This window comes from Pseudogulbenkiania subflava DSM 22618 (assembly GCF_900177275.1).
In the GTDB taxonomy this organism is placed as follows: domain Bacteria; phylum Pseudomonadota; class Gammaproteobacteria; order Burkholderiales; family Chromobacteriaceae; genus Pseudogulbenkiania; species Pseudogulbenkiania subflava.
The window spans coordinates 72,581-91,047 of the sequence record NZ_FXAG01000015.1 but is presented as its reverse complement, the minus strand read 5'-3'; the positions used below and the strand labels follow the sequence as shown (position 1 = coordinate 91,047).

Here is an 18,467-nt window from a genome sequence, read left to right as displayed (position 1 = left end):
GCGTGGCGCGGGGCGGCTGCCGGTCCCTTGCGCCCGTTTTCGCTCGGTAACGTCGCGCCGCCGTGGGCGGCGGAGCCAGGTGGGCGACCCGGTGCTTCGGCCAACGTTGACGGCCGGGGCGAGCTTTTCCTGCGTAGCCCTTCTGCGCCGGCCCCTGGCGCGGCTATAATTGGCCGATTGATTTCTCAGCCTTTTTCCGGATTCCGACAAGATCACCATGCAAGAACATTACAGCCCGCGCGAGATCGAAGCCGCCGCGCAACAGAAATGGCAACGCACCGCCGCCTTCAAGGCCGTCGAAGATACCTCGCGCCCCAAGTACTACGCGCTGTCGATGTTCCCCTATCCGTCCGGCAAGCTGCACATGGGCCACGTGCGCAACTACACCATCACCGACGTGCTGGCGCGCTTCAAGCGCTTCCAGGGCTACAACGTGCTGCAGCCGATGGGCTGGGACGCCTTCGGCCTGCCGGCCGAGAACGCCGCGATGAAGAGCGGCGGCGCGCCGGCGGCGTGGACCTACGCCAATATCGACTACATGAAGAAGCAGCTTGACAGCCTGGGCTTCGCGCTCGACTGGGAGCGCGAGCTCGCCACCTGCAAGCCCGACTACTACCGCTGGGAGCAGTGGCTGTTCACCAAGTTGTTCGAGAAGGGCGTGATCTACAAGAAAAACGGCGTGGTGAACTGGGACCCGGTCGATCACACCGTGCTCGCCAACGAGCAGGTGATCGACGGCCGTGGCTGGCGCTCGGGCGCGCTGGTGGAAAAGCGCGAAATCCCGATGTACTACTTCGCCATCACCCAGTACGCCGATGAACTGCTCACCAGCCTCGACACGCTCGACGGCTGGCCCGAGCAGGTCAAGACCATGCAGAGGAACTGGATCGGCAAGAGCTTCGGCGCCGAGATCGTGTTCCCGTACGACGAGGCGTCGGTCGGCCACGGCGGCGAGCTGAAGGTCTACACCACCCGTCCGGACACCCTGATGGGCGCCACCTACGTCGCGGTCGCCGCCGAGCACCCGCTGGCGACGCAGGCCGCCGCCAGCCACCCGGAACTGCAGGCCTTCATCGCCGAATGCAAGGCCGGCTCGGTGGCCGAGGCCGACATGGCGACCATGGAGAAGAAGGGCATGCCGACCGGCCTGTCCGTGGTGCATCCGCTGACCGGCGACAAGCTGCCGGTGTGGGTCGCCAACTACGTGCTGTGGGGCTACGGCGAAGGTGCGGTGATGGCCGTGCCGGCGCACGACGAGCGCGACTTCGCCTTCGCCAACAAGTACGCGCTGCCGATCAAGCAGGTGATCGCCAAGGCCGCCGGCGACGACGACTTCGACGCGACCGTGTGGCGCGAGTGGTATGCCGACAAGGATGACTCGGTCAAGACCGTGAACTCCGGCAAGTACGACGGTCTCGGCTACCAGGCCGCGTTCGACGCCATCGTCGCCGACCTCGCCGCCCAGGCGCACGGCACCAAGAAGACCCAGTACCGCCTGCGCGACTGGGGCATCAGCCGCCAGCGCTACTGGGGCTGCCCGATCCCGATCATCCACTGCCCGTGCTGCGGCGACGTGCCGGTGCCGGCAGACCAGCTGCCGGTGGTGCTGCCGGAGAACGTGGTGCCGGACGGCGCCGGCTCCCCGCTGGCCAAGATGCCGGAATTCTACGAGACCACGTGTCCCACGTGCGGCGGCGCGGCCAAGCGCGAAACCGACACCATGGATACCTTCGTCGAGTCGTCGTGGTACTACGCGCGCTACGCCAGCCCGAAGTGCGACACCGCGATGGTGGACAAGCACGCGGCCGACTACTGGTTGCAGGTCGACCAGTACGTGGGCGGCATCGAGCACGCCATCCTGCACCTGCTGTACGCGCGCTTCTTCCACAAGCTGATGCGCGACGAGGGCCTGGTGTCGTCCGACGAGCCGTTCAAGAGCCTGCTGACCCAGGGCATGGTGGTGTGCGAGACCTTCTATCGCGACCTGCCGAACGGCTCCAAGGACTGGATCGCGCCGCAGGACGTGGTGCTCGAGCGCGACGGCAAGGGCAAGATCCTGTCCGCCACGCACCGCGTCGACGGCCAGCCGGTGGCCATCGGCGGCATCGAGAAGATGTCCAAGTCGAAGAACAACGGCGTCGACCCGCAGGAGTTCATCGAGAAGTACGGCGCCGACACCGCGCGCCTGTTCATGATGTTCGCCGCCCCGCCGGAGCAGAGCCTGGAATGGTCCGACGCCGGCGTGGAAGGCGCGTTCCGCTTCCTTAAGCGGCTGTGGAAGGTGGTCAAGGAGCACGCCGACGGCGGCGTGGTGGCGGCCTACCAGGGCGGCGAACTCGACGCCGGCCTGAAGGAGCTGCGCTTCAAGCTGCACGGCACGATCCAGAAGGTGGCGGACGACTACGGCCGCCGCCAGCAGTTCAACACCGCCATCGCCGCGGTGATGGAACTGCTCAACACCTACGACAAGACCGACCGCAGCAGCGATGCCGGCCGCGCCGTGGCGCAGGAAGTGCTGGAAGCGGTGGTGATCCTGCTGTCGCCGATCGTGCCGCACCTCACCGACGCGCTGTGGAACGCGCTGAAGCCGGGCAGCGAGCTCTTGGCGCAAGCCTGGCCCAAGGTCGATGAAGCGGCGCTGGTGAAGAGCGAGATCGAACTGATGGTGCAGGTCAACGGCAAGCTGCGCGGCAGCGTCACCGTGGCCGCCGACGCCGCCAAGGACGTGATCGAGGCCGCCGCCATGGCCAACGACAACGTGCAGAAGTTCATGGAAGGCAAGCCGGCCAAGAAGGTGATCGTGGTGCCGGGCCGTCTGGTCAACATCGTGGTATAAGCACCTGTTCGGACGTTGTCGCCAGCGGCCTCGGCGCGGGCACCGGAATGGGCAGGGCGTCCATCATGGTTTCCGCGAGCCGGGCCGCCAAGCCCCGCTCTGGGGCGCGCGACACGCTCCTGAACCGCTTATGCGGGCCTTCAGGCCCGACGGGCCGGGTTTCCCGGCCTTTTTCTCTGGGGGAAATGGCATGACCCGATTCATCCGCTGGCTGGCCTGCGCCGTGCTGGCCTTCTCGCTCGCGGCCTGCGGCTTCCAGCTGCGCGGCACGGCGGGCTCGACCGTGCATCAGATGCCGTTTGGCAGCGTCTACCTTTCCGGCGGCGATGGCAGCCTCAAGCCCTACCTGCGCACCGCGCTCCGGCGCCAGCCGCACGTCACGGTGACGGTGTCGGCCAAGGACGCCGAGGCGGCGCTGACCATCACCGAGGAAAAAGTGTCGAAGGACATCCTCACCATCAACAGCGTCGGCAAGGTCAACGAATACCAGTTGATCTACCGTGTCACGGCGCGGCTGAGCCAGCGTGGCGTGGCCTGGGGGCCGGACATGACGGTGATCGTGCGTCGCAGCCTGGGCTATTCGGACAGCGCGATTCTCGGCAAGGAACAGGAAGAATCCCTGCTGTGGAACGACATGCGGCGTGACGCCGCCGAGCAGCTGGTGACCCGGCTCGGTTATCTGAAGGAGGCTCCGGGCGAGCATGCCGGCACTCAGCCCTGACGCCCTGCCCGCCGCACTGGAGCGCGGCCTGGCGCCGCTCTACCTGATCCACGGCGAAGAGGCGCTGCTGGCGCTGGAGGCGGCCGACGCGCTGCGTCAGGCGGCCCGGGCGCAGGGCTACCTCGAACGCGAGGTGCTGACGGTGGAGGGCGGCTTCGACTGGTCGCAGCTGACCGAGGCGATGGGCAGCGTGTCGCTGTTCGCCTCGCTCAAGCTGCTGGAGCTGCGCATCCCCGGCGGCAAGCCCGGCAGCGAAGGCGGCGAGGCGCTGCAAAGGTTGGCCGAAGCCCCGCCGGCCGACACCGTCACCCTGGTGATACTGCCCAAGCTCGAGCGCGTGCAACTCTCCAGCAAGTGGTTCGCCGCGCTGGAAAAGGCCGCGGTGGTGGTGCACGCCGCGGCGGTCAGCCGGCAGCAGCTGCCGGGCTGGATCAGCCGCCGCCTCAAGGCGCAGGGGCTGAGCCTGAGCGAGGAGGCGTTGAGCTTCTTTGCCGACCGCGTCGAAGGCAACCTGCTGGCGGCGCGCCAGGAGGTCGACAAGCTCGCCATCCTCCACCCCGGCGCCTGCCTCGACCTGGACGCCGTCCGGGACGCCGTGGCCAACGTGGCGCGCTTCGACGTGTTCCAGCTGTCGGCGGCCTGGCTGGGCGGCGACACGGTGCGGGTGACACGCATGCTCGACGGCCTGGCGGCGGAGGGCGAGGCGCCGGTGCTGGTGTTGTGGTCGTTCAGCGAAGACGTACGCATGCTGCTCAAGCTGCGCCAGGGGCTGAAGGATGGCCGCCAGGTGCGCGACCTCACGCGCGAGCTCAAGCTGTGGGGCGACAAGCAGCGCCTGGCCGAGCCGGCGCTGCGCCGCATCGGACCGCGCACGCTGATGGCGGCGCTGGCCGACTGCGCGCGCATCGATCGTCTGATCAAGGGGGTCGAGCCCGGCGACGCCTGGGCGGCGCTGAAGGCGCTGGGCACCCGCTTGGCGGCCTGACTTTCCCGTGACGGCACGCTCCCCGCGTGCCGTTTTCTGTTTTTGGCGCCGTGCCCGGCGCGATTGCCGTAAAAAATATACGGTTGTCATGGAAACCTATGACGTTTACCATTGTCATTTCAAATGGGCTAGATCCCGAATCTTGTAAATGACATTGGAGTCATGTGTGACTGCGACAGCACAAAATTGGCAGGCCGAAGGCCGCACGCGCAGCAAGATGATGGTGGTCGAGAACATCTATCAAACGCTGGATACCCTGCTGACCGCCGACGATAGCCGGGTGGTCAACTGGGACGGGCGCATCCTGCGCGTGCACAAGCTGAGTTCGCGCAAGGCGACGCAGATCCTGCAGAGCCCGGACGCTTTCCCCGGTTTGCTCGGGGTGTTCGACCAGCGCGCCACCTATCGCGACCTGGCCGACTCGCTGGGCGATATTCTCGGCATCCGTCTCTAGCCGCCGCGCCGTTGCCCGTCGGTTGCCGGCTAGAACCCGGCGTCCGGCGTGAACACGGCGCGCACCCGCGTCCCGTTCTCCCCTCCCTTGCGTTGCTGGTAGGACGCCAGCACCTTGGCCACGTAGTCCCGCGTCTCGCGGAACGGCGGGATGGTGTTGCGGTACTTCTGCACCGCGCCCTCGCCGGCATTGTAGGCGGCGATCACCAGCGGCAGGTCGTGGTTGAAGCGTTCCTGCAGGAAGCGCAGGTAGCGTGCCCCGGCCAGGAGATTCTGGCGCGGGTCGGTGAGTGCGGTGATGCCGAAGCGCTTGCCGGTGGCCGGCATCACCTGCATCAGCCCGACGGCGCCCTTGGGCGAGATGGCCAGCGGGTTGTAGGCGGATTCCACGGTGACGATGGAATGCAGTAGCTGGACGTCCAGCCCGAACTCGCGTGCGGTGCGGCTGATCAGCCGGCTGAAGCGTGCTGCCAGCTGCGGGTCGAAGGGCACGGCGCTGGCCTCGCTGACGCTGACGGGCTCGGGGGGACGGCTGTCGCTGCTGAGCGTGGCGCCCAGGCCCGGGGTGGTGGCGTCGGCCAGTACGGCGGAGCGCTCGGCGGGCTCTGGCGTCGGTGAGCTGCCGCGCTGGAACAACTGGTAGCGTTCGTCGACCGGGTAGTTGGCCAGATGCGCCTGTCCCTGCGCGTCGATGTAGCCGTACAGATCGGCCCGGGCGTAGCCGGATAACAGCAGGGCGAACAGCAGCATCAATGTCGGCTTCATAATGAGGGCCCTGTCAGCAACGATTTGTTAAATATAACTGATTGATTTATTTGCTATTTATACTAGGATCATTGAAATGACTTTCCAAGTAAGCGAGGTGAAAACATGAGCCTGTTCGATCAAGTGACCGGCCTGCTCGGCGGCGAGTCCGGCGGCGGATTGCTGGGAGTGGCGCAGGGCCTGCTGGAGCAGAATGGCGGTGTGGCCGGGTTGGTTGAGAAGTTCCAGCAGGGCGGTCTGGGCGACGTCGTGTCCAGCTGGGTCGGCACCGGTGCCAACCTGGCGGTGTCGCCGGAGCAGATCCAGGCGGTGCTCGGCAACGAGCAGCTGGCGGGGCTGGCGCAATCGGTGGGGATCGATACCGCGCAGCTGTCGCAGCAGCTGGCGGAGCAACTGCCGCAGCTGGTGGACAAGCTCACCCCGGGGGGCGAGCTGCCGTCAGGCGATCTGGCGGAGCAGGGGCTGAAGGCGCTGTCGGGGCTGTTCGGCCGCGGTTGATGTGCGTTTGAAGCGCAAGGACGGATCGAGGCTCCCGCGGGAGCCTCGATTGTTTTGACGCCACACCGTCACGGCCGTGACCGGAGCGATTCTCGGTCCGCCGGGTCAGGCCGGACAGCTGGGGACGGTGCAAGGGATCATGCTGGTCATGGTGTGGTGCGTAGTGCCGCCTAGTGGCGATGTCCTTCGCCCGGCGCGGTCAGCTTCAGTGCGGCGGCCGGGGTCGGCAGGTCATGGGCGTCCTGGCCGGCGGCCGGGATGTCGACCCAGCGCGTCTCACCCTTGGCGCAGCGCTGCTCGACCTTGAAATACAGGGTTTCGCCCGGCGTTTTGGGCAGGCGGGCGCGGAACACGAACTCGTCGTAGAAGTCTTCCGGCAGATTGCCGCCGCTCCAGCTCACCTCGCTGACGTCCTCGGTCACCTGTTCGCCGTAGTAGTCGTAGGGCTGGGCCAGCTTGTGCTTTTTCACCGTCAGTTGCCAGCCGGCTTTCGGCATCGGTTTGAGCTTTTCCACACCGGCCGGCACGATGAGCCTCAGTTCGGTGGTGGGAGAGCCATCGCAGCCGTGGCCGACGCGCAGCACGCCCTTGTAGGTGCTGCCGGCGTCGGCTTGCGGGGTTTCCAGCGTGATGTGGGCGGAAGCGGCGGCGGCGAACAGCAGCGGCAGCAGGGCGAGGGAGCGGCGCATCGGTGAATTCCTGGTTGAGAATAATTCTTGATGGCGCAGTGTAATCGCCCCGGTCGGGCGGCGGAATGCGACAAACTGTCGCAGCCGTGGCACGGTTTCCCCGGCGGGGGACTGCCTTGCCCGGCGTGATGACGGGAGGTAAACGGCGGGAAAGCGGCGGCGCGGCCGGGGCAGCGTGATGCCCGACGCGGCTGAGCTTTTCATTAGTGGGACGGCGCGCCGGCCGCCGGCGTCACTCGCGGTGGTAGGGGTGGTTGTTGAGGATGGACAGCGCGCGGTAGAGCTGTTCGGCCAGCAGCACGCGCACCATGCCGTGCGGCATGGTCAGCGCCGACAATTGCAGCAGGGTGTCGGCACGCGCCTTGAGCTCGTCCGAGAGGCCGTCGGCGCCGCCGATGACGAAGCACAGGTCGTCGCCGCCGGCGAGCCAGTCCTTCATCGCCTCGGCCAGTTTCATCGTGGTCCAGTTGCGGCCGCGCTCGTCCAGCACCACCAGCCGGCTGCGCGGCGGGATGGCCGCCATGAGCCGGGCGTGTTCGGCGGCGATGCCCTTTTCCGCGGTGACGCCGCCGCCGCGTTTCTCCGGCTTGATTTCCTTCAGTTCCAGCGTGACGTCGCGGCCGAAGCGCTTGGCGTAGTCCTGGTAGGCCTCGTCGACCCAGTGCGGCATCTTGGTGCCGACGGCGAGAATGGTGATTTTCATGGTGTCAGCAGGGAAAAAGCATGGCCGAAGCCCATGGCGCGTCGAGGCGCCGGTGCTTCGGCCAAGGGGGGGCGGGATATGTCCGGCGCTACGCTCAGAACCCGTTCCCGATCGTGCTGCGCCTCCCTGATCGGGGCTCATGTGCTGCTCGAAATCCTCATGTACTCCAGTACATTCCGGTTTCTGCGCTGCTCTTCACCCCGCTGAGGGCTGCTCGCGACAGATCGTGAACAGGTTCTCAGAGCACCGACCACGGCTTGCCGCCGGTGGGCAGGAACGACGGCTTCTGGCCGCCCCACAGCGCTTCGAGGTCGTAGTAGTCGCGCACGGCCGGGAGCATGACGTGGATTACCACGTCGCCGGCGTCGACCAGCACCCATTCGCCCGATTCCTGGCCTTCGCTGCCGACGATGTCGACGCCGGCTTCCTTCAGGGTGACCTGCACGTTGTTGGCCAGCGCCTTGACCTGACGGTTGGAGTCGCCGGTGCAGACGACCATGCGCTGGAACAGCGAGGTCAGTTCGCTGGTGTCGAGTTCGATGATGTCCTTGCCCTTGATGTCTTCCAGGGCTTCCACGGCCAGTTTGGCGATAGCGTCGATTTCCATGTTTCCTTCCGCAATGTTGGGTAGGACGTTGCGTTTTGGCTAAGGCAACATCCGGTATTCAGGGGCTTTGACCGCCGGGCGGCCGTTCAGGGGCCGGCCGGGCTCGTCTGGTAGAGCCGGTGCGCGCGCAGGTAGCCGAGGACCGGCGGGGGAATCAGTTCGCTGACGTCGTCCCCGCGGGCCAGTCTGGCGCGGATGTCGGTGGCGGAGAGCGCCACCGGCGGCAAAGCCAAGGGGCGGATTGTACCGGAAGGCGTTCGATTTGGAAAATCAGGGACTTGGCGCGTCTGCCACTCGTGGCGCACGGCGGCAGGAAGGGTGGCCGGATCGAAGCCGGGGCGCAGCGCCACCGCCACGTGCGCCAGCTCGAACAGTTCGCGCCAGCGCCGCCAGCTGTCGAGTGTGGCGAGCGAGTCGCCGCCGATCAGCAGCCACAGCGGCGCCTCCGCACCGATTTCGGCGCGCAGTTCTTCCAGCGTTTCGACGGTGTAGGCCGGGCGCGGCCGGCGCACTTCGCGGTCGTCGGCGACCAGACCGGGACGGCCGGCGATGGCCAGTTCGACCATCGCCAGGCGCTGTGCCGGCGACGCGTGCGGCGCCTGCGCGCGGTGGTAGGGCTGGCCGGCCGGGATCAGCCGCACCTCGGCCAGCCGGCACTGCTCGCGAAACGCCTCGGCCATGCGCAGGTGGGCGTTGTGGATCGGGTCGAAGGTGCCGCCGAACAGCCCGATGGCGTGGGTCATGCGGCCTTGGGCAGGGTGGCGTAGCCGTCGACGATCAGGTCGAGCTGGCCGGTCACCGGGTGGATTATCAGGCCGTGCACCGGCACGTCGCGCGGCATCAGCGGGTGGGTGCGGATGACGTTGACGGTGTGGCGCACACTGTCCTCGACGTTGTCGAAGCCCTTGAGCCAGCCTTCCAGGTTGATGCCGGCGCTGCGCAGCGTGGCCAGCGTGTCGGCGCTGACGCCGCGCCGGCAGGCGGCGTCGAGGATGCTCGCCGGGTCGATGGCGTTCATGCCGCAGTCGCGGTGCGCCACCACGCAGATTTCCTCGGCGCGCAGTTCGTAGATGGCGACCAGCAGGCTGCGCATCACCGAACCCCAGGGGTGGGTAACCAGCGCGCCGGCGTTCTTGATCAGCTTGGCGTCGCCGTTCTTCAGTCCCATCGCCTTGGGCAGCAGTTCCACCAGGCGCGCGTCCATGCAGGCCAGCACGGCCAGGTTCTTGTCGGGAAACTTGTCGGTCTGGAATTGCTCGTATTCGCGGTTGTCGACGAAGCTGCGATTGTGTTCCAGCAAGCTGTTAAGCAGGCCCATGGTGTTCTCCTGTTTCGATGCTTGCCCGCGGGCAGCGGGTGGCTGCACGGGTTCTCGGGTGTTTGCTCTATTTTGGCCGGCAGCAATGCTACCACGGTTGGTGGCGATGCCAACCCCGTGATTTAGAGGGTTTTGCGCAACATCAACTGGTTCTTGACGTGCTGGTAACCCTGGCGCAGATAGAAGCGGTGCGCGTCGTGGCGGTACTCGGCGCTGCGCAGGCTGACGCTGGCGATACCGCGTTGCCGCGCCCATTGCTCGCCGGCGTCCAGCAGCATCGCTCCCAGTCCCTGGCCGCGCCAGTCGGCGCCGATTACCAGCCCGCCGATTTCCACGGTGGGGTCTGCTTCCAGCAGCGTCAGCACGAAAGCGTGGATCCAGCCGCACACCACCCCATTGCCTTCGACCACGCCGACGAAGTGCTGTTCCGGTGCCGCCAGCAGCGTGGCGCAGCGCGCCGCGAACCGGCCCGGGTCGCACGGGTAGCCCAGTTCGCCGGACAGCGCGGCGAGGGCGTCGATGTCGCCGGCGCGGGCCGGACGCAACAGCAGGGCGGGGGTGGTGGACATGGGGCAGGGCTCCTTGCGGGTTACAGTTGACGACGGGCGGCCAGCCAGGGTGGAGGCGGGTGCCGCCCTGTCCGAAGCCGGGGCGGCGCACCGCTGCGGAGGCCGCGGGATAGTGGTCTTGATGGATGCGGCCGAGCGTGCGCTTCGACAGCAGCATCGCCTACGGGTAGCGTCGTCGGCGAGCCGCACCGCTAGTGCCCGCTGGCCAATAGAACAGATTGCTACCCCGGCGCGCGCAGGGTCAGGCCCCGCGCCAGCAGCTCGCGCCGCAGCCGCCGCGCGAAGGCCACGGCGTGGGCGCCGTCGCCGTGCAGGCAGACGGTGTCGGCATGCAGCGCGACGCTGCTGCCGTCGAGCGCGGTGACGCGGCCCTGGGTGATCATCTGCAGCGTCTGCGCCAGTGCCTCTTCCTCGTCCTCGATCACCGCGCCGGGGCTGCCGCGCGGCGCCAGGCTGCCGTCCGCCTGATAGGCGCGGTCGGCGAATACCTCGTCCAGCGCGCGCAGCCCGGCGCCCCGCGCCTGGCGCACCAGCTCGCTGCCGGCGAGGCCGACCACGGCCAGCGCCGGGTCGGCCGCCTGCGCCGCGCGCACGATGGCCGCGGCCAGCTGCGGGTCGCGCGCCGCCTGGTTGTAGAGCGCGCCGTGCGGCTTGACGTGGGTGAGGCGCACGCCCTCGCCGCGGGCGATCGCCTGCAGTGCGCCGATCTGGTACAGCACGCCGCTGTAGACGGTGCCGGGCGGCAGCTGCATCGCGCGGCGGCCGAAGTGCTCGCGGTCGGGAAAGCTGGGATGAGCCCCCACCGCCACGCCGCGTGCCTTGGCGGCCCGCACCGCGGCGCGCATGGTGTCGGCATCGCCGGCGTGCCAGCCGCAGGCGATGTTGGCCGAGCTGACGCAGTCCAGGATTGCCGCGTCGTCGCCGCAGCCCTCGCCGAGATCGGCGTTCAGATCAATCTCCATAGGCACTCCAGTTGAAACGATTCAGGTGATAGCGCTGCTGCTGCAGGGCGTGGCGCGCTTCGGCCAACGTGGTGGGGACGAAATGCAGCTCGGCGCCGGGGCGGGCCTGCGCCAGCTTCCACAGGTCGGCCTCGATCACCGTGGCGATGCGCGGGTAGCCGCCGGTGGTCTGGGCGTCGGCCAGCAGCACGATGGGCTGGCCGCCGGGCGGCACCTGCACCACGCCCGGCAGCACGCCGTGCGACAGCAGCTCGTGGCGTGCCGTGCGGTCCAGCGTCGGCCCGGCCAGGCGGTAGCCCATGCGGTTGCTCTGCGCGGTGACGTGCCAGGGGCGGCTCCACAGGGCATGCTGCGCGGCGGCGCTGAATTCCGCGTATTCCGGGCCGGGCAGGGCGCGGATCTCCGGCGTCCACGCCGGCGGGCGACTGCCCGCCTTGCCCTCGAGCGCCAGCGGCTCGCCCAGCGGCAGGCGGTCGCCGGCCTGCAGCGCGCGGCCCGCGAAGCCGCCGAAGCCGGCGGCCAGATCGGTGGCGCGCCCCCCCAGCACCTCGGGCACGGCAATGCCGCCGTCCACCGCCAGGTAGGCGCGCATGCCGCGGCGGCTGCCCGCCAGGTGCAGCTCCTGGCCGGCGCGCACCGCCTGGCGCCAGCCGCACCACACCGGCTGGCCGTCCAGCGTGGCGTCGAAATCGGCGCCGCTGAGCGCCAGCCAGCCGTCGCGCAGGAAGCGCAGGCGCACCGGCCCGAGTGTGATCTCCAGCGCGGCCGCGCCTTCCGGGTTGCCGACCAGGCGGTTGGCGATGCGCAGCGCCGGCGCGTCGAGCGCGCCGCTCTGGCCGATACCCAGGTGGCGCAGGCCGTGGCGCCCCAGGTCCTGCACCGTGGTCTGTACCCCGGGACGCAGGATTTCAAGCATGGTCGGCCTCCTCAGCGACGAAGCGCACGCTGTCGCCCGGCAGCAGCAGCGAGGGCGGCTCGCGCCGCGGGTCGAAGAGGGTCAGCGCGGTGCGGCCGATGAGATGCCAGCCGCCGGGGGCGGCGGCCGGATAGACGCCGGTCTGGCTGCCGCCGATGGCGACCGAGCCCGCCGGCACCGCCAGGCGCGGCTCGGCGCGGCGCGGCGTGGCGAGCGCCTCGGGCAGGCCGCCCAAGTAGGCGAAACCGGGCTGGAAGCCGAGAAAGAACACGGTGTAGTGCGCGCCGCTGTGGGCGGCCACCACCTCGGCGGGGGACAGGCCGGCGTGGCGCGCGACGTGGTCCAGGTCCGGGCCGTCCGCTCCGCCGTAGCGTACCGGGATGCGCACCTCGCGCGGGGTGACGCATGCCTCGGCGGCGCCGCTCCAGCGCTGTTGCAGCTCGCTCAGCATGGCCTCGCCGTCGACGGCGAGCGGGTCGAACACCACGGTCAGGTTGTTCATGCCGGGCACGATGTCGATCAGCCCGGGGTGGCCGCGCAACTGGCTCGCCAGCCACCAGATGCGCCGCTGGCAGGCCAGCTCGGCCGGGGCGTCGGCCGCCAGCACGGCGGCGCGCTCCCCCAGCAGGTAGAAGCGGACGGCGGCTGGCTTCAAGGCGCGCTCCGTTGGTGGTCCTGTTCCGGCTGGTGTGCCGGCGGTGCGATCGGTGTGCTTAGGGACAACATCAAGAATGGCCGGCGGTGCCCGATTAAGTGTCGCTCCATTGTATTGGATATGGCGACCCGGCGTGGCACCGCTTTTCGGCCCATTAAGAGGGGAAGGTCTACAGCCGGTTGAGCGGAATCTTCAGGTAGGAGTAGCCGTCGGACTCGGCCGGCGGCAACTGGCCGGCGCGGATGTTGACCTGTACCGCGGGCAGGATCAGCACCGGTACTTCCAGCGTGGCGTCGCGCGCCTCGCGCATGGCGACGAAGTCGGCCTCGCCGATGCCGTCGTGCAGGTGGATGTTGTGTGCGCGCTGTTCGGCCACGGTGGTTTCCCAGCGCGGCGCGCGCCCTTCCGGCGGGTAGTCGTGGCACATGAACAGCCGCGTCTCGTCCGGCAACGACAGCAGGCGTCGCACCGAGCGGTACAAGGTGGCGGCGTCGCCGCCGGGGAAGTCGCAGCGCGCCGAGCCGACGTCGGGCATGAACAGGGTGTCGCCGACGAACACCGCGTCGCCGATCTGGTAGGCGATGTCGGCCGGGGTGTGGCCGGGCACGGCCAGCGCGCGCGCCTCCAGCGTGCCGATCATGAAGCGCTCGTCGTCGTGCAGCAGCACGTCGAACTGGCTGCCGTCGCTGCGGAACTCCTCTCCCAGATGAAACATGTCCTTGAAGATGCGCTGCACCGCGGGAATGCCGGCGCCGATGGCGATGCGCCCGCCCAGCGTGTCGCGCAGCAGCGCGGCGGCGGAGAGGTGGTCGGCGTGGGCGTGCGTCTCCAGGATCCAGTCGACGCTCAGGCCGTGCGTCGCCACGAACTCGCGGATGCGCCCGGCCGAGACGGTGCCGGTGCGCCCGGCCTTGGCGTCGTAGTCGAGCACCGGGTCGATGATGGCGGCGTGGCCGCCGGGCTGGTCGTACACCACGTAGGAAATGGTGTGCGTGGCGGGATCGTAGAAGGCTTCGATCTGGGCGGACATGGTCGACCTCGTGGCAGGAGTGGTGTTGGCAAACACTATATTGATTAACGATATATAAATCAATATAATGAAGTCAACCGCAAGCCTCATTAAAGAGAGTATGGACGATGGATTTATCGCTACTGCGTGAAAACGCCGGCAAGGCCTCGGCGCTGCTGCGCAGCCTGGCCAACGAGGACCGGCTGCTGCTGCTGTGCCAGCTGGTGGACGGCGAGAAGACGGTGTCGGAACTGGAGCGTCTCACCGGCATCCGCCAGCCCACGCTGTCGCAGCAGCTCGGCGTGCTGCGCAACGAGGGGCTGGTGGCCACCCGGCGTGAAGGCAAGTGGATCTACTACCGCATCGCCAGCGACGAGGCGCTGGTACTGCTGGACGCGCTGCACGGGTTGTTCTGCAGCGACGCCACGGCGCCGGCGGCGGATTCGACCGAGGAGGAGACGGCATGATCGACTGGAACCACTTCACCCCGCTGGCGTCGCTCGCCGGCGGCGTGCTGATCGGCCTGGCGGCGAGCTGGCTGGTGCTCGCCAACGGGCGCATCGCCGGCATCAGCGGCCTGCTGGGCGGTCTGGTGGACCGCGCCGCCGACTGGCGCGGGCGCGCCGCCTTCATCGCCGGTCTGGTGCTGGCACCGCTGCTCTACCGCGTGCTGGCGGGCGACATGCCTTCGGCCAACGTCACGGCCGCGTGGCCGCAGCTGGCGCTGGCCGGGCTGCTGGTCGGGGTCGGCACGCGTTACGCCTCGGGCTGCACCAGCGGTCACGGCGTGTGCGGGCTGGCGCGGCTGAGCCCGCGTTCGCTGGTGGCCACGCTGAGCTTCATGGCGGCGGGCTTCGGCACGGTGTATCTGCTGCGCCACGTCCTGGCGTAGCAACCTGTTCCATTCGGCGGCTGCGCCTTCGCATTTCGAGCGCCGGCGGTACTGCGTGCGAATCTATCGCTGAGCAAATCCCTGCGTGCCAATCTTTAGATTGGTCCAGCGATGGATTTGCACGTAGGGATTCGCTCAGCGATGCGGAATCCTCATGGACTCCGTGTCCATTCCGGTTCCTGTGTTCCGGTGACACTCAACCTGCCTTGGCTCGCTCGCCTACTGAATCAGGTTCGAATCAAGAGAGACAACGATGAAAACACTATCGGCATTGCTGGCCGGACTGGTCTTCGGCCTCGGCCTGATCCTCTCGGGCATGGCCAATCCGGCCAAGGTGCAGGGCTTCCTCGATCTGGCCGGCGCCTGGGACCCGAGCCTGGCGCTGGTGATGGCGGGTGCCATCGGCGCCGCCTTCCTGCCGTTCCGGCTCGCCGGTCAGCGTAAGCAGAGCTGGCTGGGCGAGCCCTTGCACCTGCCGGGCACGCGCGAGATCACGCCGCGCCTGGTGCTGGGCAGCCTGCTGTTTGGCATCGGCTGGGGCCTGGCCGGGCTGTGCCCGGGCCCGGCGCTGGTGCTGCTGGGCACGCTGTCCGGACCGGCGCTGGTGTTCGTCTCGGCGATGCTGGCCGGCATGGAACTGTTCCGCCTGCTAGAACACAAGCGCGCATGACGGCCTGGCTGCCCGGTTGGCTGCGCCATTACCGCCGCGCCTGGCTGCACGGCGACGTCGTGGCCGGGGTGGTGGTGACGCTGCTGCTGGTGCCGCAGGGCCTCGCCTACGCGCTGGTGATCGGGCTGCCGCCGGTGACCGGCCTGTACGCCAGCCTGCCTCCCTTGCTGCTGTACGGCTTGATCGGCCGGAGCCACGCGCAGTCGGTCGGGCCGATGGCGCTGACCTCGCTGCTGGCGGCGGCGACGCTGTCGCGCCTGGCCGCGCCGGGCAGTGCGGAGTACCTGGCGCTGGCGGTGTGGCTGGCGCTGTTGTCCGGGGCGATGCTGGTCGCGCTCGGGGTGGCGCGTCTCGGCTTCCTCGCCGATTTCCTCTCGGCGCCGGTGCTGGCCGCGTTCACCGCGGCCTCGGCGCTCTTGATCGTGCTGGCGCAACTGGCGCCGCTGCTCGGGCTGCACGGCGGCGGTGCCGCGCTGCCGGCGCTGTTGGCGGCGGTGCTGGACGGCTGGCAAGGCTTCAACCCGCTGGCGCTGGGCGTGGGCGCGCTGACCCTGCTGTGGTTGGTGGGGGCAAGGCGCCTGCTGCCGCCGACGCTGGCGCGCGCCGCGCCGGTACTGGCGGTGCTGCTGGGCATCGTGGCGGTGCGCGAGGCCGGCTGGGCCACGCGGCTGCCGGTGGTGGGCGCGGTGCCGGCCGGGCTGCCCGCGTTCGCGCTGCCGCGGCTACCCTGGGAGCGGCTCGCCGAGCTGATGCTGCCGGCCTTCTTCATGGCGCTGATCAACTACGTGCAGAGCCTGTCGGTGGCGCAGCTGTTGGCCGAACCCCGCCATGAGCGGGTGGAACCGGACCGCGAACTGCTCGCGCTCGGCGTGTGCAACCTTGGTGCAGGGCTGTTCGGCGGCTTTCCGGTCACCGGCGGCCTGAGCCGCTCGCTGGTCAACGCCGCCGCCGGGGCGCACAGTCCGCTGGCGTCGTGGATCAGCGCCGGCGGCATCGCGCTGGTGCTGCTGTTCGCCGGGGCCGCGCTGGCCAGCCTGCCGCTCGCGGTGCTGGCCGCCACCATCGTCGTGGCGGTCTACCCCAGCATCGGTTTTGGCGCCTTGCGCCAGGCCTGGCGCGCCGACCGCGCCGACGCCGTGGCGTTCGTGCTGACCTTCGTGCTGGTGCTGCTGCTCGGCGTCGAGAGCGGCATCGTCGCCGGCGTGCTGGTGTCGCTGGGCGCCTGGCTGTGGCGCAGCAGCCGGCCGCACATGGCCGAGGTGGGGCGGCTGCCGGGCACCCAGCACTACCGCAACGTCACGCGCTTTGCCACCGAGACGCTACCCGGCGTGCTGTTCCTGCGCGTCGACGAAAGCCTGTACTTCGGCAACGCCCGGCTGGTGCGCGACACCGTGCTCGACCGCCTCGCCGAGCGGCCGCAGCTCACCACGCTGGTGCTGATCATGAGCGCGGTCAACCGCCTCGACGCCAGTGCCGTGACGATGCTGCAGTGGCTTGACGACAGCCTGGCGCTGCGCGGCGTGACGCTGGCGCTGGCCGAGGTCAAGGGACCGGTGGGCACGGTGCTGGCGCGTGCCGGCCTGCTCGAGCGTTTCGCCGGGCGCCACTTCCTCTCCACCGACCAGGCCTGGCGCCACTACGCGCCGGCACCGGACTTTCATATCTGAAACGCGGCGCACGCCGGCTGCAACTTTGCGCCGGCGATGGGTATCATAGGCTGGACATGAAAACCGCCCTCACCGCCGCCGCGCTGGCCCTGGCCCTGTCCGGCACCGTCTCCGCCCAGATCGACCTGCCCGAGCTGGGCGATGCCTCGTCCGCCTCGTTCAGCCCGAGCCAGGAAGCGGCGGTCGGGCGCGACGTGATGAACCGCCTGCGCGAATCCGGCGAAACCCTGGACGACGCCGACGTCTCCGCCTACCTGCAGGAACTAGGTGGGCGGCTGGGGCAGGCGGCGCAGGCACCGGATCTGAATTTTTCGTTCTTCGCCGTCAACGAGCGCAGCATCAACGCCTTTGCCATGCCCGGCGGCTACATCGGCGTGCATTCCGGGCTGGTGCTGACGACGCAGAGCGAGGCCGAGCTGGCCTCGGTGCTGGCGCACGAGATCGCCCACGCCAGCCAGCACCACCTGGCGCGCCTCAAGGCCGCCAGCGCCCCCAACCAGCTGTGGCTGCTGGCGGCGCTGCTGGCCGGGGCGCTGGCCTCGCGCGCCGGCAACTCCGACGCCGCGTTCGGCGCCATCAACGCCGGCATCGGCCTGTCGGTGTCGAGCCAGCTCGCCTACACGCGCGATTTCGAACGCGAGGCCGACCGCCTCGGCATGCAGTACCTGGCCGCCGCCGGCTTCGACGCGCGCGCCATGCCGACTTTCTTCCAGCGCATGCAGCAGAGCAACCGCTTCAACGACAACAACGCGCTGGCCTTCCTGCGCTCGCACCCGGTCACCGGCGAGCGCATCAGCGAAGCGCAGGACCGGGCGCTGGCGTTTCCGCTCAGGATGCACGCCGACAGCACCGCCTACCTGCTGGTACGGGAGAAACTGCGGCTGGCGACGCTGGGGCGCGAAGAGGCGCTGCGCTATTACCAGTCCAGCCTGAAGAGCCGCCAGTTCCTCAGCGAGGGCGCGCAGTGGTACGGCCTGTCGCTGGCGCGGCTCGCCGCCAACCAGCCCGGTCCGGCGCGCGAGGCGCTGGCCGAGGCGCGCCGGCGCCTGCCGGCAAGCCCGCTGCTGTTCGGCCAGGAGGCCGCCATCGAGCGCGCCGAGCGCAACTGGACGGCGGCGCTGGACGCCTACCGGCGCGGCCTGGCGGCCTTCCCCGGTTACGGCCCGCTGCGCTACGGCGAGATCGACACCCTGCTCGACAGCGGCCAGCGCGAGGCGGCGCTGACGCGGCTGCGCGGCGAGCTCAACCGTTACCCCTCCGAACCCGCGTTGTACCGGCGCCAGGCCGCCGTCTACGCCGACCGGGACGCGCTGCGCTACCACGCCGCCTTGGGCCAGGCGTTCTATTACGAGCAGCGCTACGAGGCGGCGCTGGAGCAATTCCAGTACGCCAGCCAGGCCCCGGGCGACGATTTCTACCTGCGTTCCTCGATCGAGGCGCGCATCCGCGAACTGCAGAACAGGCTCAAGGAAGAACGCCGCCAGGCGCGCAGTTGAGCCTGCCGCGGCCATCCACCGGCCCGGAATCGCAAAAAAACAACATCGTGCATCGC

The 18,467-nt window shown here is 69.1% G+C and carries 21 protein-coding genes; 10 read left to right on the top strand and 11 right to left on the bottom strand.

The window, feature by feature from the left end:
- Positions 1–217 precede the first annotated feature (217 nt).
- The 4 genes from leuS to B9N72_RS13795 all read left to right on the top strand — a co-directional run bounded on the left by leuS (position 218) and on the right by B9N72_RS13795 (position 4,996).
- The gene (leuS, locus tag B9N72_RS13810) at positions 218–2,836 is read left to right on the top strand and encodes a leucine--tRNA ligase (RefSeq protein ID WP_085276894.1); all 2,619 of its coding nucleotides are present in this window, start codon (positions 218–220) and stop codon (positions 2,834–2,836) included.
- Positions 2,837–3,026: 190 nt separating this feature from the next.
- The gene (locus B9N72_RS13805) at positions 3,027–3,557 is read left to right on the top strand and encodes an LPS-assembly lipoprotein LptE (RefSeq protein WP_085276893.1); all 531 of its coding nucleotides are present in this window, start codon (positions 3,027–3,029) and stop codon (positions 3,555–3,557) included.
- Positions 3,538–4,542 (top strand): DNA polymerase III subunit delta, encoded by a 1,005-nt coding sequence (gene holA, locus B9N72_RS13800; protein ID WP_085276892.1) that lies wholly within the window; start codon positions 3,538–3,540, stop codon positions 4,540–4,542. Before B9N72_RS13805 ends, holA begins: the two co-directional genes overlap by 20 nt.
- 166 nt (positions 4,543–4,708) lie before the next feature.
- Positions 4,709–4,996: a hypothetical protein gene (locus B9N72_RS13795; protein ID WP_234985990.1), complete on the top strand. Its 288-nt coding sequence runs from the start codon at positions 4,709–4,711 to the stop codon at positions 4,994–4,996.
- A 29-nt stretch (positions 4,997–5,025) separates the two neighbouring features.
- Here B9N72_RS13795 and B9N72_RS13790 read toward each other — a convergent pair whose 3' ends face one another.
- Positions 5,026–5,760, bottom strand: a complete 735-nt coding sequence (locus B9N72_RS13790) for a lytic transglycosylase domain-containing protein (protein WP_085276891.1) — start codon at positions 5,758–5,760, stop codon at positions 5,026–5,028.
- Between the two features lie 105 nt (positions 5,761–5,865).
- Here B9N72_RS13790 and B9N72_RS13785 point away from each other — a divergent pair, with 105 nt between their 5' ends.
- Positions 5,866–6,258 (top strand): YidB family protein, encoded by a 393-nt coding sequence (locus B9N72_RS13785; protein WP_085276890.1) that lies wholly within the window; start codon positions 5,866–5,868, stop codon positions 6,256–6,258.
- A 170-nt stretch (positions 6,259–6,428) separates the two neighbouring features.
- On the opposite strand, the gene B9N72_RS13780 is transcribed toward B9N72_RS13785, so the two are convergent.
- From B9N72_RS13780 to B9N72_RS13735, 10 genes are all read right to left on the bottom strand, one after another.
- Positions 6,429–6,947 (bottom strand): YcnI family protein, encoded by a 519-nt coding sequence (locus B9N72_RS13780; RefSeq protein WP_085276889.1) that lies wholly within the window; start codon positions 6,945–6,947, stop codon positions 6,429–6,431.
- Positions 6,948–7,179: 232 nt separating this feature from the next.
- Positions 7,180–7,650 (bottom strand): 23S rRNA (pseudouridine(1915)-N(3))-methyltransferase RlmH, encoded by a 471-nt coding sequence (rlmH, locus tag B9N72_RS13775; protein WP_085276888.1) that lies wholly within the window; start codon positions 7,648–7,650, stop codon positions 7,180–7,182.
- A 238-nt stretch (positions 7,651–7,888) separates the two neighbouring features.
- Positions 7,889–8,257, bottom strand: a complete 369-nt coding sequence (gene rsfS / locus B9N72_RS13770; RefSeq protein WP_085276887.1) for a ribosome silencing factor — start codon at positions 8,255–8,257, stop codon at positions 7,889–7,891.
- Between the two features lie 86 nt (positions 8,258–8,343).
- Positions 8,344–9,000: a nicotinate-nucleotide adenylyltransferase gene (gene nadD / locus B9N72_RS13765; RefSeq protein WP_085276886.1), complete on the bottom strand. Its 657-nt coding sequence runs from the start codon at positions 8,998–9,000 to the stop codon at positions 8,344–8,346.
- Complete coding sequence (locus B9N72_RS13760; RefSeq protein ID WP_085276885.1) at positions 8,997–9,575, bottom strand: beta-class carbonic anhydrase; 579 nt, start codon at positions 9,573–9,575, stop codon at positions 8,997–8,999. Before B9N72_RS13760 ends, nadD begins: the two co-directional genes overlap by 4 nt.
- A gap of 122 nt (positions 9,576–9,697) precedes the next feature.
- Positions 9,698–10,144 (bottom strand): GNAT family N-acetyltransferase, encoded by a 447-nt coding sequence (locus B9N72_RS13755; RefSeq protein WP_085276884.1) that lies wholly within the window; start codon positions 10,142–10,144, stop codon positions 9,698–9,700.
- Positions 10,145–10,365: 221 nt separating this feature from the next.
- Positions 10,366–11,106 carry a 5-oxoprolinase subunit PxpA gene (gene pxpA / locus B9N72_RS13750; protein ID WP_085276883.1) on the bottom strand — a complete coding sequence of 247 codons (741 nt, stop codon included), beginning with the start codon at positions 11,104–11,106 and terminating at the stop codon, positions 10,366–10,368.
- Entirely contained in the window at positions 11,096–12,022 is a 927-nt protein-coding gene (locus B9N72_RS13745) for a 5-oxoprolinase subunit C family protein (protein ID WP_085276882.1), read from the bottom strand. The genes pxpA and B9N72_RS13745 overlap by 11 nt, the downstream gene beginning before the upstream one ends.
- Positions 12,015–12,677, bottom strand: a complete 663-nt coding sequence (gene pxpB, locus B9N72_RS13740) for a 5-oxoprolinase subunit PxpB (protein WP_085276881.1) — start codon at positions 12,675–12,677, stop codon at positions 12,015–12,017. The genes B9N72_RS13745 and pxpB overlap by 8 nt, the downstream gene beginning before the upstream one ends.
- Positions 12,678–12,846: 169 nt before the next feature.
- The gene (locus tag B9N72_RS13735; RefSeq protein WP_085276880.1) at positions 12,847–13,707 is read right to left on the bottom strand and encodes an MBL fold metallo-hydrolase; all 861 of its coding nucleotides are present in this window, start codon (positions 13,705–13,707) and stop codon (positions 12,847–12,849) included.
- A gap of 107 nt (positions 13,708–13,814) precedes the next feature.
- On the opposite strand from B9N72_RS13735, the gene B9N72_RS13730 reads away from it, so the two are divergent.
- The 5 genes from B9N72_RS13730 (at position 13,815) to B9N72_RS13710 (ending at position 18,411) form a co-directional block, all read left to right on the top strand.
- Complete coding sequence (locus B9N72_RS13730) at positions 13,815–14,153, top strand: ArsR/SmtB family transcription factor (protein WP_085276879.1); 339 nt, start codon at positions 13,815–13,817, stop codon at positions 14,151–14,153.
- Positions 14,150–14,578 carry a YeeE/YedE family protein gene (locus B9N72_RS13725; protein ID WP_085276878.1) on the top strand — a complete coding sequence of 143 codons (429 nt, stop codon included), beginning with the start codon at positions 14,150–14,152 and terminating at the stop codon, positions 14,576–14,578. The genes B9N72_RS13730 and B9N72_RS13725 overlap by 4 nt, the downstream gene beginning before the upstream one ends.
- A 253-nt stretch (positions 14,579–14,831) precedes the next feature.
- Positions 14,832–15,248, top strand: coding sequence for a YeeE/YedE family protein (locus B9N72_RS13720; RefSeq protein WP_085276877.1), 417 nt, complete (start codon positions 14,832–14,834; stop codon positions 15,246–15,248).
- On the top strand, positions 15,245–16,915 hold the full coding sequence (locus B9N72_RS13715; protein WP_085276876.1) for a SulP family inorganic anion transporter: 1,671 nt from the start codon (positions 15,245–15,247) through the stop codon (positions 16,913–16,915). Before B9N72_RS13720 ends, B9N72_RS13715 begins: the two co-directional genes overlap by 4 nt.
- Positions 16,916–16,971: 56 nt before the next feature.
- Positions 16,972–18,411, top strand: a complete 1,440-nt coding sequence (locus B9N72_RS13710; protein ID WP_085276875.1) for a M48 family metalloprotease — start codon at positions 16,972–16,974, stop codon at positions 18,409–18,411.
- The last annotated feature ends 56 nt before the right edge of the window (positions 18,412–18,467 follow it).